The organism is Bacillus sp. SRB3LM (genome assembly GCF_015712745.1).
Classification (GTDB): Bacteria; Bacillota; Bacilli; order Bacillales; family Bacillaceae_G; genus Bacillus_A; species Bacillus_A thuringiensis_K.
In genome coordinates this window covers 176599-192407 of the sequence record NZ_VWVQ01000076.1, presented here as the reverse complement: position 1 = coordinate 192407, position 15809 = coordinate 176599, and the positions used below count along the sequence as shown (strand labels likewise).

Genomic DNA, 15809 nt, shown 5'->3' with positions numbered 1-15809 from the left:
CACATTCATGTAACAAAGATGTTGTATGATACAATTGGTTTTTGTTTAAAAGCAATGGAGGAAAAAATATGAAAGTTTTAATTGCAGATGACGAACAAGATATGTTAAGGATTTTAAAAGCTTATTTTGAAAAAGAAGGCTTTGAAGTATTATTAGCGAAAGACGGAGAGGAAGCACTTCAAATATTTTATGATGAAAAAATTGATTTAGCTATTTTGGATTGGATGATGCCGAAACATAGTGGTATTACTGTCTGTCAGGAAATAAAAAAGAATTCAAGCGTAAAAGTATTAATGCTTACGGCGAAAAGTGAAAGTGAAGATGAATTAGCAGCGCTTCAAAGTGGGGCAGATGAGTACGTAAAAAAACCATTTCATCCAGGAGTACTAATTACACGAGCGAAAAAACTTATTCAGCATGATGATATTATTCAAGTACAAGATGTAAAGATAAATTTTGCCAAAAATAAAGTATATAAAAATGATATAGAGTTAGAAATTACAAAAACAGAGCTCGAATTAATAAAATGCTTTTTAAATCATAAAGGAACTATTTTAACTCGTAAAAAATTGTTAGACATTGTATGGGGATTTGACTATTTTGGAGAAGAGAGAACGGTTGATACACATGTAAGAAGGCTGCGTAAAAAAATTGGAGAAAATATTATTAAGACGCATCGTGGGCTGGGTTATAGTTTGGAGGAACAAAATGAATAAACTTGGGAAAAAGCTATTTCTCAGCATTTCTTTAACCGTTATTCTTATATTTACAATTTCTTTATTGTTAATTAACTATCTCCTGCCGAAATATAATATTTATAAAACACGTGAGAACTTAAATGAATTTACAACTCAAATACAAAATGCGCCAGTCAATGACTTAGAAGATGTTATCCATATAATTGAAAGTGAAAATAACGTTACAATTGCGTATACGCCAATTAATCAGTCAGAAGATGCTATGAACGACGCGTTACGCATGCAACTTACGAAAAAGAAAGTAACGTTAAATAAGCTTTGGATTACGAAAGACGAAGTCATGAAAGTGAAAACGGAAGGGCAATCGAATAAACTGTACGATCAAGGAAAGGTAAAAGCGAGTTTTTTTGCTAAATATATTGCGAAAAATGATACGATAATTTTAATTGGTACTTCCATTGCGAATTCAAATGAAATTATAAATACGTTAAATACATTTTACTTATACATCGTATGTTTCTCGCTGCTTCTTATTATTTTACTTGTGTGGATACTTTCAAAAATAATAACGACGCCACTGAAAGAGCTAAGTGATGTAGCTCAGGATATTTCACATTTACAGTTTAAAAGAACGAAAGTGAAAACGAATGATGAAATAGGAGAGTTGGCCAATAGTATTAATATCATGAGCGAAAAACTACATGAAGCACATCAAGATTTAACTGATCGTAATGAACATTTAAAACGATTTATGGGTGATGTAACGCATGAATTAAAGACACCGATCGCATTAGTAAAAGCATACTCTATGGGGATTAAAGATGGATTAGATGATGGGACTTATGTAGATACAATTATTAAACAAACAGATCAAATATCAAACTTAATTGAAGAACTATTACGATTTTCTAAACTAGAAAGAGATATTTTACAAAAAGAAGAATTCCCCATTGAACCACTGGTCCAGAGTATATTAGATAAGCATCAGATTGAACTGGATTCGAAAGAAATTAACTTGCAAGTAAATTGTAATGCGGGCGATACAATCGTTTATGCAGATTTAAATAAAATGAGAATGGTGTTTCAAAATTTAATTTCTAATGCGATAAAATATACAGCAAATCAAAACATAATAATTACATTAGAAGATAGAAATAAAAGTATATATTTCCAAATAAAAAATGGCATTCCTACGGATAAAATTAAGGATATCGAGAAAATTTGGGAGCCTTTTTATGTACTAGAATCTTCTCGTAGTAAAGAAAAATCAGGTACAGGATTAGGTTTAGCGATAGTGAAAAGTATTTTAGAAAGGCATGGTTTTGAATATGGAGTTTCCTCTATAGATGGAGAAATTCAATTTTATATAAATGTGAAAAAGGACTAATGAAAATATTAGTCCTTTTTGCAGCTTTAGAGATTAGCGATTAGCGATACAGGATGAATCACCATAATTTTCAAAATTGATGTATTAAATGGAGAATTAGCAAATGTTCTACTTGCATTAAATTCACGTGAAGTTCACAGGAAAACGTTATATTTAAATGGTTATATTTGAATTTAATGAAGTGAGGTATTCAGATTTGAAAAGAAAGAAATTAGTAATTGGTAGCATTTTAATGGGTATGACGTTATCTTTATCTGCATGTGGTTCATCAGATAATATTGTAACGACAAAATCAGGAAGCATTTCAGAAAGTGATTTTAACAAGAAATTAAAAGAAAACTACGGTAAACAGAATTTATCTGAAATGGTAGTAGAAAAAGTATTAAATGATAAATATAAAGCTACGGATGAAGAGGTAACGAAACAACTAAAAGAATTAAAAGACAAGATGGGCGATAATTTTAATACATATATGGAATCCAATGGTGTGAAAAATGAAGATAAGTTGAAAGAGAAATTAAAGCTTACTTTTGCTTTTGAAAAAGCTATTAAAGCAACCGTAACGGAAAAAGATATTAAAGATCATTATAAGCCAAAGCTTCAAGTTAGCCATATTTTAGTAAAAGATGAAAAGACAGCAAAAGAAATTAAAGAAAAATTAAATAGTGGCGAAGATTTCGCGGCATTGGCTAAACAATATTCAGAGGATCCAGGTTCTAAAGAAAAAGGTGGGGAACTATCTGAATTTGGACCTGGTATGATGGTGAAAGAATTTGAGGATGCTGCGTATAAGTTAGAAGTTGGTCAATTGAGTGAACCTGTTAAATCTTCTTTCGGATATCATATTATTAAGCTAACGGATAAAAAAGAGCTTAAACCGTATGAGGAAGAGAAAGAGAATATTCGTAAAGAATTAGAACAGCAACGTATACAAGATCCTCAATTCCATCAACAAGTTACTAGAGAACTGCTTAAAAATGCAGATATAAAGGTATCTGATAAAGACTTGAAAGATACCTTTAAAGAGTTAGAAAAATAATAAATGGAATGTAAGGCAAGCGATAGAAATATCGGTTGTCTTTTTCTCTATTTATCCCGCTATTTGCCGGGCAGTAAGACCCCACCTCAAAATTCAGCGAAAGCAAAGAAGTGGCCCTGCTGATCGTAAACGCCCAATTGGTGAGGGCTGATTAAAGTTTCACTTTATAAAGAAGGAGGAAGTGGGAAAATACTTTCATACCTGCATTAAATTTTACTTAATAAGAAATCTTTGAGTTTCTCAACTTTTATATAAAATAAAACTGAATTTTCAGTTATTTTGTTATATAGTAAAAGAGAACGAATAAGGGGAGGGAACATTTTGAGTAAAAAGAAAATGGCAATTACACTGTCAGCAATGCTATCTGCAACAATTATACCTAGCTTTACTATGGATGTGCATGCAGAGAAGAAGGAAGAGACTAAAAGTACGAAAATTGAATTAGAAAATGGGATGACAAAACCGATTTATTCTCTCGATGAAGCTATTATCGAAAATTTATATGTAGAGACAGAAGTTGATAGTGATCGAGACGGTAAGAAAGACAGAGTATCGATGAAAGTTATGCGTCCAAAGACAGATCCGAATGTGAAAGTTCCTGTTATTTATGAAATGAGTCCATATCGATCTGGATTAAAAGATGTTCCTGTATATAATGTAGATGAAGAATTGTATGTGTATGAAGGAAAACCGTATGGAGCGGTTAATCTTGGTTCGTATGGGAACTATTACGTGCCAAGAGGTTATGCAGTTATTCTAGGCGAAAGTATTGGTACTGGAAAATCAGATGGATGCCCTACAACTGGAGATGAACAAGAGATACTCGGGACAAAATCTGTTATTGATTGGGTAAACGGTCGCGCGAAAGCATTTACAGAACAGGGTGAGGAAGTTCAGGTAAATTGGTCTACAGGAAATGTAGGTATGACTGGAGTTTCCTATAATGGTACATTACCAAATGCTGTTGCGACTACTGGAGTTGAAGGTTTAAAAACAATTATTCCAATCGCAGCAATTAGTAGTTGGTATGATTATTATCGTGCAAATGGTGCAGTCATTGCTCCAGGCGGATATCAAGGGGAAGATACAGATAATATGGCAGAAGCAGTACTGACAAGGGAAAACCCTGAAGTTTGCGGACAAGTTATAAAAGAGTTAACGGCTGGACAAGACCGAAAAACAGGTAATTATAATGATTTTTGGGATAAACGTAACTATGTAAAAGATGCTAAAAATGTAAAAGCGAGTGTATTTGTTGTTCATGGTTTAAACGATTGGAATGTTAAAACAAAACAGTTCGCGCAATGGTGGGAAGCACTTGGAGAAAATAATGTTCCTCGTAAAATGTGGCTACACCAAGGTGGTCATGGTGGGACATCAAGTAATAACTGGCAGCAAACACAAAATAAGTGGTTAGATTATTGGTTGTACGGAATTGAAAATGGAATTATGGATGAACCAATGGTTGATGTGCAAAGAGAAAATAAAACGTGGCAAAAGATAAAAAATTGGCCAGATCCATCAGCTGTACCTTCAAAAATCCGTATGTATTTAAGTAATAAATCAGTCAATTTACCATTAAGTATGGGATCGGCTAATAAAGCTTTCTCATTCTTAGATGATGCACAAATGAAATCAAACCAATTAGTAGCAAATCCAGAATTAGAAGTAGCAAATCGATTAGTATATACAATGCCTGTACTGCAAAAAGATACGCGTATAAGTGGTACACCAAAGATTTCAATTACAGGAAATATTGATCGATCTGTATCAAATTTAACAGCATTACTTGTTGACTATGGAGGAGCGAAGCCGGAAATCGTAACGAGAGGCTGGATGGATCCACAAAACTTAAAGAGTATAGAAAATTCAACAGCGATTCAACCGGGCAAAGATTATACATTTACATGGGACATGCAGCCAGATGATTATGTATTTAAAGCGGGGCATCAAATCGGAGTTGTTTTAATTGCAAGTGATTATGATTATACAATTAGACCGAAAGCTGGCACGAAACTTACAGTGAAATTAAGTGAAGTGACATTGCCGATTGTGAAATAAATACTTTTTCTGAAGAGCCTACTAAAGTAAGCTCTTTAATTTGTAGTCTGAATTTTTAATTTTTATATTTCAAATTGGAAGGTTATGTAATACAATATCATTATATTCTATGGAAAGTGAGTGATATATTATGACAGTCAGCTCTTTCGAAATCTCATTAAAATTAGAGGTACAGGAAGATTAGTTGAATTGAAATCTTCCGTACGTAAAAACGGAGGAGAAAATAAATGTTTAGCTTTTATAGTACACTTTGTACGGAACTGTATGATTACACAAAACCAGTCGGTTATTCTTTAAATGGTGATATTGAGTATTACAAAGAACGTTTAAAAGATTGTAGAGGAAGAATCCTCGAAGCCGCAGTAGGTTCAGGGCGTGTCATCATTCCGCTTCTAGAGGCTGGTTTTAAAGTGGATGGGATAGATTATTCACCTGAAATGCTAGATTCTTGTCGTAAGCGCTGTAAAGAGAGAGGCTTACATCCTAATTTATATGAAGGAAGCTTGCAACAATTTTCACTTCCGTATAAATATGACGCAATTATCATTCCTACTGGATCTTTTTGTTTAATTGAAAATCGTGTGGATTCTATAAATGCATTGAAATGTTTTTATGAACATCTTAATCCAGATGGACGATTAATCGTAGATATTATGCTTCCGCATGACTGGAAGACTGGGGAAATTCATACATCGACTTTCTCTTTGCCGAGTGGAGACGGAATCACATTAGAAAATAAATCAATTGAAATAGATTGGCTGAACCAAGTTACTGTATCATATTTGAAATATGAAAAGTGGAGTAAAGGACAGTTAGTACAAACAGAACTACAACGCTTTGCGCTGCGTTGGTATGGAATAGAAGAGTTTAAACTTTTGTTAGAAAGTATAGGTTTCTCTAACATTACTTGCTCTGCTGAATATGATTATGAAAAAGAACCGTCAAATGCAAATCAAATGATTACTTTTGAAGCTATGCGAAAAGAATAGAACTAAAAATATGAATAAAAAATAAGGCAATCGATTTAAAATCGGCTGCCTTATTTTTAATTTTATGTAATGGTTTATAGAGAAAGATTGGAGGGAAATAAATGAAACTTATATTAATATTTGGCCCACAAGCAGTTGGAAAAATGACAGTGGGGCAAGAATTAGCAACATTAACCGGTTTAAAACTTTTTCATAACCACATGACAATTGATTTAGTAAGTCCAATTTTTGATTACAGTACGAAAGAAGCAAAAAGACTAGTAAGTTTATTTCGTAATGAAATATTTGAAGAAGTATCTAAAAGTGATTTATCTGGAATGATTTTTACGTATATATGGGCATTTGACCTCCAAGCGGATTGGGATTATATACATAATGTAGAAAGTATTTTTGAATCAAAAGGTGGGACAGTGTATTTTGTAGAGCTGGAAGCGGAATTAGATGAAAGATTAGAACGAAATAAAAGCCCGAATAGATTAGAACATAAACCGAAAAAAAGAGATATTGAGTGGTCTGAAAATAATTTGAAAGAAACGATGAAAAAGCATAGATTAAACTCTCTTCATGGTGAAATTGAAAAAGAAGAGTATATAAAAATTAATAACACGTATTTGAGTGCAAAAGAAGTGGCGGAAATGATTAAAGAGAAGTTTCAATTGTGAGATTTTTGAAGTCTATTTCGTTTTCGTTGTCCAAGCATTCTCCTACTAATTACATATACTATTTATGTTAAAGTCGGCTACTATTTAATATAGGGCTGTTATTTTCCTATAAATGCTATTTTAGTGAAGTGGGAGGAATCAATTTGGAAAACGTAGAACAAGATAGAATTGAAAATCAAGTGTATTCAAATCGTGTAGTAAGATCAGAATTTGATTCGAATTGGGAAACTTGTATATCAAAGAGTGGTTATGTAATTTATGTAGCAACAAGTAATAATGCTGAAGTAATAGTGCTTCTTGCAGATGGTTCAAGTAAATTATTAATTTTCGAAAAAGGCGGTAAAGTAGTAGTTGGTGGCGGTGGAACAAGTCATTACAGTAAGCCGCATATTGCAAGAAATATTTAAGATAGAACATGTTAATTAAGAAGAAGCTGGAAAACGGTTGTCATTCATGTTTAGGGCATGATAGACGAACCGTTTTTTATTTGTTTATAAATTTAGAAGAACTTCATTGATTACAAATACATCAGGATGAGCAGCGAAATTAGAAGAAAACTTGGCGGGTAATGGTACAAAATATTATGTACGTTTGCAAGAATCTTACAGCGATATAAAAAAGCATTTCCTATTTGGGGAAACACTACTTCTATGTTATAGTATAATAGTGTTTTTAGATGGTGCTATTTTAATATATCTATAGTTTTGTTATGTATTATTTTTATATTAAATTAGCACCTAAAGTATTTTTTTATAAGGAGTAGTAATTAGAGAAATGAAAAATATAGACTTTATACTAGAAAGTGACGAGGCATTAAAACCGTCTGAACGATTAGTACTATTATTATTAGAGAAGCATAGAATGTTATATACAAACGATCTATTGGCATTATCAAATTTATCATATAAAACATTAACAGATTCATTAACGGCGCTAGTTTTAAAATCGTATGTGTTAAAGGAAACAGGTAAGGGAAGAAGACAGAATTGCTATAGATTAGTATGATAAGGCAGCTGTTTTAGAAACTTTTACGTATGTTTTTTTCAATTGTAAGGTGAAATTGTATTTTTGTTTTCAAACGAAAAACTTACTATAAGAGGGGCTAAGATAGTAGCGTTTCATTTTTGTAAATGTAATTATTCCATCATTGAAAATACAAAAATAAAATAAACCGCATAAAACAGAAATAAAAAAACAATCCATTTTAAAAATGGATTGTTTTTTTATTGGAATAATATTATTTGATATGTTGAAAGCATAAATAGCAGAATAAACATTACCTGTTTTATTTCATGCAACTGAACAAATATGATGAAAACTATGAGTATAGTTTTTTGCTTGCTTTTTCAGTAACTCTAATGAAATCATGGTCTTCATTGTTTAAAGGCAGTATTTTTAACATTATTGCTATTCAGCATTAAGCACAAAAGGTGATATAGAATATTATTATGTAAACTTAAGGTTTTAAAAGGAAAATATAATAATTAATAGAACATGTAGAAGGAGATGCTTAAATATTTTGAAGGATGGGAGATTATTATGGAGCATTTACAATCAATAGCACAAGCTGTTATAAGTGGTCATAAGGAAAAAGTAGTGAAGTTTATAAAGGCGAGTCCAAGTATTGTTAACGAATGTAGTGAAGATGGCTGGACACCACTTCATTTAGCAGCTTATTTTGGACAGAAAGAAATAACGAGTTTTCTTGTAGAAAGCGGTGCAGATATACATAGTAGAGCGAAAAACGAAAATGAAAATACGCCTTTGCAAGCAGCAATCGCGAACAAGCAAAGTGAACTTGTTGCTTTCTTAATTGAAAAAGGATCAAATGTAAATATTATGCAAAGTGGTGGCTGGACAGGACTTCACGAAGCGGCATTATTAGGAAATGAAGAAATAATTATGCTACTCCTTAAAAATGGAGCTAATAAGATGATAAAGAAAATGATGGGAAAACAGCGTATGATATTGCATTAGAAAAAGGATATGATCACCTTTTACATCATTTGAAACAGGAAGTGAACTTATGATGAATAAATGGAGTGTTGGTATATTTTTATTTAATGAAGTAGAAGTGTTAGATTTTGCAGGACCATTTGAAGTTTTTTCTGTAACTGAGGTGAATGAAGAAAAACCATTTACTGTTTATACAGTTAGCGAGAATGGAGAAATGATTACAGCAAGGAATGGATTGAAGGTACAGCCAGATTATAGTATTGAAAATTTACCACCAGTGGATATTTTAATAATTCCGGGTGGGCTAGGTGCTAGGAAATATGAAATAAAAAATGAAATAGTAATAAAATGGATTCGCCAACAAATGAAAGAAGTAAAGCTGATGACTTCAGTTTGTACAGGAGCGTTATTACTGGCGAAAGCAGGTTTACTGGAAGGGTTAAAAGCAACAACACATTGGGCTAGTATTGAAAAGTTTAAAAATGAGTTTCAAAATGTTGAAGTTATAGAAAATGTAAAGTTTGTAGATGAAGGACATATTATAACATCTGCCGGAATTTCAGCTGGAATTAATATGGCATTTCATATTGTGAAAAACTTGTTAGGTGTGCATGTTGCGGAGGACACAGCGAAGCGAATGGAGTATGATATTAGTTTGCCAAATTAAAAAGCCCGGATTGGGCTTTTTATATTGAATGAATATAGTTAAGCTCTTCATCACTCAAAATAGGGCGAACAGATGCATTTGCATTTTCTTGTGCTTGCGTTCCTGACTTCGCACCAGGAATTACAACACTTACTGCCGGATGAGAGAGTACATAGCGAAGTGCAAGTTGCCCTAGGGTCTGATTTTTATTTGAGAGCAACCGAAGTTTCTCTACGGTTTGTAAGTCTTCTTGAAACCAAGTTTCATTTGGCCAATCTTTGCGTAAATCTCCATCTGGAAAAATTGTTTTATTTGTGAATTTTCCAGTTAAAATGCCCATTTTTAATGGACCACGAATAACAGCTCCTAGATTTTTCTCTTGTAAGAATGGTAATATATCTTTTTCCGGTTTTCGATTTAATATATTGTAATCAAGTTGTACGATATCAATTTCGTTGTTGTTATTGAAATGATGAATGTATTGTAAATCATGAGTCGAAACACCGACTGCTCTTACTTTGCCATCACGTTTTAATATGTCAAATGCACGTAGAAATGCTTCTGTTTCTCTACGATTATGCCACCAAATATGACAAAAATAAAGATCAATATAATCTGTTTGAAGACGTTGTAAACTTGTTTCAAATACGGCGATGATTTTTTCAGGAGTATCATATACAGGAACGCCATTAGGGTCGTAGTGATGTCCGATTAAACCACCTTTCGTTGATAGTATAATATCATTACGATGTCCTTTAATCGCGGTAGCCACCAACTTTTCACTATGTCCTAAACCATACACATCCGCAGTATCAATAAAATTCACACCACACTCAATGGCTTTTTTTATAGCAGTTATAGATTGTTTATCGTTAACAGGTCCCCATTCATCACCACCGATTGCCCATGCCCCAAAACCTATTTCAGAAACAGTTATTCCAGTGTTACCTAATGTGCGGTAATGCATATTTCCCCTCCTTGTAAGCATGTTATAACATGGATATGTAGGGAAGGAATTTTGTGTGTGAAAAAACTCTTCTACAATAGTAGAAAAAGAATTACAGAAACTACTATTTTATAGCAGCATGTATAAAAAAAATCGGTGTAAATATGGAAATGTCGTCGAATGCTATCTTTAATTGGTTAATTTATGGGATATTTTTGTGAAGGAGTTTATTTTATAAGAATAGAATTTAGTTTAGTAAGAAAACGTGCCGATGGTAGTGAAAAATATGGGTTAGGGGGATTTGAATGAGGAAACTCAAACGAGTAAATGTTCCTAATATACCAGAGCAGTTATCACAACCTAGTGACAAGCGTAGGATAAATAAAAAGAAGTTAAGGCGACTTATTTTAATGGTCCTTTTTATTGCAGCAACTACTCTGTACGTTCAATATATTTTAACGAAACAACAAGAAGTAATTGATAAGAAGAAAGGTACGATTACGGATCAAAAGGAACAATTAGTATCTTTAAAGAAAGATAAAGATTCTTTAAAGACTAACATAGAAAATTTAACAGACGATGAGGAAGAAATTTTGAAGTTTGCGAGAAAAGAGTATCAATTTTCTAAGTCAAATGAAACTATATTTGTGATGCCCAAGTAATGAAAAAAATAGTTAGCCGTCGCTAACTGTTTTTTTATGTATGAATGTAATGGTACAAGGAATAATCACATATTGTAAAAATGAAGAGTTTAAGCTATTTTCATAGATATGGAATATGCACTAAAATAAATGTTGTTAAAATTCTGTCAATTATATTATAATACAAGGTAAGTGGATACATTTTTTAATCAACGTTGAGTTCCTCGCTCATACGACTATTAAGAAACCCGTTATCCTCGTATACGAAAGGAAGATAGCTGTGTACGCTTCAAATACAATTTATATCGTAGGGGATGCGAAAGCACCTCAAAATAATCCCATTACTGAAAAGTTTAAAAGCTATTTCGTAGCATTTGTACTTGTTAAGGATACAGGGGAAATTGTAGATGCAGACTGCTCAGCGACAATTGCATTAACATCTCAATTTGTTAAATATTTATTTCTACATAAAAATATAAATGACCCGGCATTAGTAATGGAAGTAAAGAACCGATATTTCGGTTCTTCTCAAAAAGCGTTACTTGTAGCGCTAAAAGATGCACAGAAAAAATATAATCAGATTGCTGCTTTGTCTACTCAATCATAGACAAAATCCAGCCGTAAGAATCATTCTTATGGCTGGATTTTTTTATTTCACATTATCGTTCTACATCAAAAGTAAACGAAAACAAAGTAGAGTGATAGAAGAGTAAATGTCCAATGGGTTTACCTAATAATTCGTGGGTATAAATCTCCGGTGGATTAAGATTTCACTTCATTGGGGAACGAAAGGATGAACAAAATGAAAATTACAGATGTAAAAGTAAATCGTAGACGTGTAAAACTGCATACACCGTTTAAAACCGCACTTCGTACTGTAACAGAAATTGAAAGTATAGATGTTTATATTCATACAGACGAAGGAGTGATTGGTAAGGGGGCTGCAGCCGCAACGCCAGTTATTACGGGGGATTTCACCAGCGGAATGGAAGAAGCGATTTTAGGACCGATGCGTTCATGTTTAATTGGTCAAAATATCATTCAGTTTCAGCAGTTACTACAGGGCATTCAAATGAGTTGTATTGGAAATTCAAGTTCGAAAGCAGCGGTAGATATCGCTTTATATGATGTATATTGCCAATATCAAAATGTGCCGTTATATGCATTGTTAGGCGGGAAGAAAGAAATTCATACCGATATTACAGTGAGTGTAGATGAGCCTGTATTAATGGCAAAAGAAGCGAAGAAACATATAGAAAAAGGATTTCAAACATTGAAGATTAAAGTGGGTAAAGAGGCGCATTTAGATTTGGAACGTATTGAGGCAATTCGAAATGTGGTACCAAGAAATACGACATTACGTTTAGATGCGAATCAAGGTTGGAGTCCAAAAGAAGCGGTCTCTATCATTCAAGAGATGGAAAATCGTAATTTAAATATAGAATTTATTGAACAACCAGTACACGCGAAAGATTGGGATGGGTTAAAGTACGTCAAAGATCGTGTGCAAACGCCAATTATGGCCGATGAAAGTATATTTTCAGCAAGTGACGCATTAAAGCTCGTTCAAGGAAGATATGCAGACTTCATTAATATTAAATTAATGAAATGTGGTGGCATACGTGAAGCATGGCGTATTGCAGATATCGCAGAAACAGCTGGTGTGAAGTGTATGGTGGGCAGCATGATGGAGTCTTCACTTTCCGTTAGTGCTGTTGCGCATTTAGCGGCAGCGCATCCTAATATTCATTATTTTGATCTTGATGCACCGCTTTGGTTAATGGAAGAGCCAGAAGGAATGACGTATTCTGGATCAAAGATAAACCTTCAATCGACAGTGAATAGTAAGTTTTAGGAGAAGAGACTAGTAAACTATCTTTTAAGGGGGATAAATATGAAAAAAGTAGGAACTGCATTTTTAACAACTTTATTTATATTTTCATCGTTTACATCGGCAAATGCTGAAGAAAAGAAGGATAATAAAGCATTTATAGATGTATCTGCTGCAACGTTATGGACAGTACCTGATTCATTAAGGCCAATCGATACACCGAGTGCAACAAATCCAGTGGATCTATGGAAATGGACGAAATCAATGACACTTGACGAGAAACTATGGTTAACAAATGCAAATAAATTAGAAACACAAGCGTTACTCGGTCAAGAAGTAACTGTTATTGATAAGAAAGGTGAATGGGTGAAGGTATTAGTGCATGGACAGCCAACGCCACGAAATGAAGAAGGTTATCCGGGCTGGATGCCTGAAAAGCAATTAACATATAATCAAGAATTTGCAGATAAAACAAATGAACCTTTTGTGTTAATAACAAAGCCAACAGCGATTTTATATATAAATCCTTCTGAAAAACATAAATCACTTGAAGTCAGTTATAATACAAGACTGCCGCTATTAAGTGAAGACACAATTTCATACCGTGTATTGTTGCCAAATGGTCAGAAAGCTTGGCTACGAAAAAATGATGGAACGGTTTACCGTTCTCAAAATGATATTCCAACCCCGGCGGCCGATGATTTAATAAACACAGGGAAAATGTTTTTAGGTTTACCGTATATATGGGCTGGTACAAGTGGTTTTGGATTTGATTGCTCTGGCTTCACGCATACGATCTATAAATCGCACGGCATTACAATTCCGCGAGATTCTGGACCACAATCAAGAGCAGGAGTTGCAGTTGATAAAGAAAATCTACAAAAAGGAGATTTAATTTTCTTTGCACATGATCAAGGGAAAGGTAGTGTCCATCACGTCGCAATGTATATTGGTGATGGCAATATGATTCACTCACCAAGAGCTGAAAGATCGGTAGAGATTATACCGCTAAATACACCAGGATATATAGAAGAATACGCTGGTGCTCGTCGTTACTTACCTTAAAAATAGAGGGGGTTTTTAAATGAAAAAAGTTGTTCGTTACTCATTAGTTAGTATTCTATTCGTTTCTTCATTTTTAGTTGGTTGCGAAAAAGAAAAAACAACGACAAAGCCGAAAGATGACAAGAAAGTATTACAGTTACTAGAAACGGGTGAAATTCCGTCGTTAAACTCAGTGAAAGTCACAGATGCAATCTCGTTTAACGTTTTGAATAACGTAATGGAAGGACTATTCCGTCTATCGAAAAATGATGAAGTAATTGAGGCAGGCGCACAAAAATATGAAGTGAGTAAAGATGGAAAGACATATACATTCCAATTGCGTGATGCGAAATGGTCTAACGGAGATCCAGTAACCGCCCATGATTACGTATACGCTTGGAAGCAATTGATTAATCCAGATACAGCTTCTCAATATGCATACATTGCGTACGATGTAAAAAATGCTGAGAAGATAAATAAAAAACAACTAGGTCTAGATGAATTAGGAGTAAAAGCGAAGGATGATAAAACATTCGTCGTAGAGCTAGAACATCCTGTACCGTATTTTACGAAATTATTAATTTTACCATCCTTCTATCCAATTAACGAAAAATATGCGAAAGAGCAAGGTGATAAATATGGATTAGAAGCAAATAAAGCGGTATATAATGGACCGTTTACATTATCAGAGTGGAAGCATGAAGCTAGCTTTACAATGAAGAAAAACGATAAGTATTGGGATAAAAAAGAAGTGAAGTTAGATGAAGTAAACTATCAAATTGTAAAAGAAATTTCAACTGCGGTAAATTTATATGAAACAGATAAAGTTGATAGAGCTGTTATTTCTACAGAATTCGTAGATAAATATAAAAATAATAAAGAGCTAAAACAATATACAGATCCAGTTATGTACTTCTTCCGATTTAATGAAAATGTACCGATTCTTAAAAATAAAAATGCACGTCTTGCGCTAAGTACAGTTTTTGATAAGAAGGGACTCGCAGATTCATTTTTAAATGATGGGTCGGTTGCAGCAAACTATTACGTACCAAAAGGATTCTTAAAGGGCCCAGATAAGAAAGATTTTAGAAGTACGGCAGGTGAGTTTAATAAAACTGATGTAAAAAAAGCGAAAGAATATTGGGAGAAAGCAAAACAAGAGACAGGTACAAATGAAGTGACGTTAGAACTATTAAATTATGACTTAGAAAACTTTAAAAAAGTTGGAGAGTACATTAAAGAGCAGCTTGAGAAAAACTTACCAGGCTTAAAAGTGAATGTGAAATTACAGCCACATACGCAAAAATTAGCACTTGAGAAGAAGAAAGAATATGAAATGTCGTTATCACGCTGGTTACCGGATTATCCAGATCCAATGACTTATTTAGAAGTATTTCTTTCTGGAAGCAGTGTTAATAATACAGAATATGCAAACCCAGAATATGATGCGTTAATTAAGAAGATTAAAACAGAATTAGGTAATGATGAAAAGGCTCGCTGGAAAGCAATGCAAGATGCTGAAAAAATGCTACTTGATGATGCAGTAATTGCACCGGTATTCCAGCGCGGATTATCTTACTTACAAAAACCATATGTGAAAGATTTATATGTACATCAATTTGGTCCAGCTACAAGTTTAAAATGGGCAGATGTACAAAAATAAAAGAATGGGGAAACAGACTTCACGTATGTGATAGTCTGTTTTTTTGTACAGTTCCGAATGAAATATAGACATTTCATATGTTTTTTTACGACTTAAAAATAAAATTATTACTAAAATTCCAGTGTGAAATTTATGTAGAATCTTGTATAATTAACGTGTTTCTATGGAAACATTTTCTTGCGCTATTTCTATAGGATTTAATAGAACAAGGAAGGAAATACATACATGTATATAATAGACAAATAG

15 protein-coding genes and 1 pseudogene are annotated in these 15809 nt (G+C 33.3%); 15 read left to right on the top strand and 1 reads right to left on the bottom strand.

Annotated elements, in window-relative coordinates; all coding sequences use genetic code 11:
- Nucleotides 1-68 precede the first annotated feature (68 nt).
- From F3I02_RS22185 to F3I02_RS22140, 10 genes and pseudogenes are all read left to right on the top strand, one after another.
- Entirely contained in the window at nt 69-716 is a 648-nt protein-coding gene (locus F3I02_RS22185) for a response regulator transcription factor (RefSeq protein WP_000865978.1), read from the top strand.
- The gene (locus tag F3I02_RS22180; protein WP_074594784.1) at nt 709-2085 is read left to right on the top strand and encodes a sensor histidine kinase; all 1377 of its coding nucleotides are present in this window, start codon (nt 709-711) and stop codon (nt 2083-2085) included. The genes F3I02_RS22185 and F3I02_RS22180 overlap by 8 nt, the downstream gene beginning before the upstream one ends.
- Nucleotides 2086-2281: 196 nt before the next feature.
- Nucleotides 2282-3124, top strand: a complete 843-nt coding sequence (locus tag F3I02_RS22175; RefSeq protein ID WP_196478447.1) for a peptidylprolyl isomerase PrsA — start codon at nt 2282-2284, stop codon at nt 3122-3124.
- Nucleotides 3125-3445: 321 nt separating this feature from the next.
- On the top strand, nt 3446-5185 hold the full coding sequence (locus tag F3I02_RS22170; protein ID WP_196478446.1) for a Xaa-Pro dipeptidyl-peptidase: 1740 nt from the start codon (nt 3446-3448) through the stop codon (nt 5183-5185).
- A gap of 227 nt (nt 5186-5412) precedes the next feature.
- Complete coding sequence (locus tag F3I02_RS22165; protein WP_000490915.1) at nt 5413-6174, top strand: class I SAM-dependent methyltransferase; 762 nt, start codon at nt 5413-5415, stop codon at nt 6172-6174.
- 101 nt (nt 6175-6275) lie between these two features.
- The gene (locus F3I02_RS22160; RefSeq protein ID WP_000767063.1) at nt 6276-6836 is read left to right on the top strand and encodes an AAA family ATPase; all 561 of its coding nucleotides are present in this window, start codon (nt 6276-6278) and stop codon (nt 6834-6836) included.
- Between the two features lie 143 nt (nt 6837-6979).
- On the top strand, nt 6980-7243 hold the full coding sequence (locus tag F3I02_RS22155) for a hypothetical protein (RefSeq protein WP_000432429.1): 264 nt from the start codon (nt 6980-6982) through the stop codon (nt 7241-7243).
- A gap of 367 nt (nt 7244-7610) precedes the next feature.
- Nucleotides 7611-7841 carry a hypothetical protein gene (locus tag F3I02_RS22150; RefSeq protein WP_000789031.1) on the top strand — a complete coding sequence of 77 codons (231 nt, stop codon included), beginning with the start codon at nt 7611-7613 and terminating at the stop codon, nt 7839-7841.
- Nucleotides 7842-8375: 534 nt separating this feature from the next.
- Nucleotides 8376-8866 (top strand): annotated as a pseudogene (locus F3I02_RS22145) (ankyrin repeat domain-containing protein).
- Nucleotides 8863-9459: a DJ-1/PfpI family protein gene (locus tag F3I02_RS22140; protein WP_000981426.1), complete on the top strand. Its 597-nt coding sequence runs from the start codon at nt 8863-8865 to the stop codon at nt 9457-9459. Before F3I02_RS22145 ends, F3I02_RS22140 begins: the two are co-directional and overlap by 4 nt.
- Before the next feature lie 19 nt (nt 9460-9478).
- Here the strand turns inward: F3I02_RS22140 and F3I02_RS22135 are convergent, their stop codons facing one another.
- On the bottom strand, nt 9479-10405 hold the full coding sequence (locus F3I02_RS22135; RefSeq protein WP_000559371.1) for an aldo/keto reductase: 927 nt from the start codon (nt 10403-10405) through the stop codon (nt 9479-9481).
- Nucleotides 10406-10689: 284 nt separating this feature from the next.
- On the opposite strand from F3I02_RS22135, the gene F3I02_RS22130 reads away from it, so the two are divergent.
- The 5 genes from F3I02_RS22130 to F3I02_RS22110 all read left to right on the top strand — a co-directional run bounded on the left by F3I02_RS22130 (nt 10690) and on the right by F3I02_RS22110 (nt 15563).
- On the top strand, nt 10690-11046 hold the full coding sequence (locus F3I02_RS22130; RefSeq protein ID WP_001228728.1) for an FtsB family cell division protein: 357 nt from the start codon (nt 10690-10692) through the stop codon (nt 11044-11046).
- A gap of 259 nt (nt 11047-11305) precedes the next feature.
- A complete protein-coding gene (locus F3I02_RS22125; RefSeq protein WP_000271314.1) occupies nt 11306-11632 on the top strand; it encodes a DUF3870 domain-containing protein in 327 nt (108 codons plus the stop codon).
- Nucleotides 11633-11818: 186 nt separating this feature from the next.
- Nucleotides 11819-12880 (top strand): dipeptide epimerase, encoded by a 1062-nt coding sequence (locus F3I02_RS22120; RefSeq protein WP_001038461.1) that lies wholly within the window; start codon nt 11819-11821, stop codon nt 12878-12880.
- 39 nt (nt 12881-12919) lie between these two features.
- Nucleotides 12920-13921, top strand: a complete 1002-nt coding sequence (locus tag F3I02_RS22115) for a C40 family peptidase (protein ID WP_000755429.1) — start codon at nt 12920-12922, stop codon at nt 13919-13921.
- A gap of 19 nt (nt 13922-13940) precedes the next feature.
- Nucleotides 13941-15563, top strand: a complete 1623-nt coding sequence (locus F3I02_RS22110; protein WP_000758240.1) for a peptide ABC transporter substrate-binding protein — start codon at nt 13941-13943, stop codon at nt 15561-15563.
- Nucleotides 15564-15809: the final 246 nt, after the last annotated feature.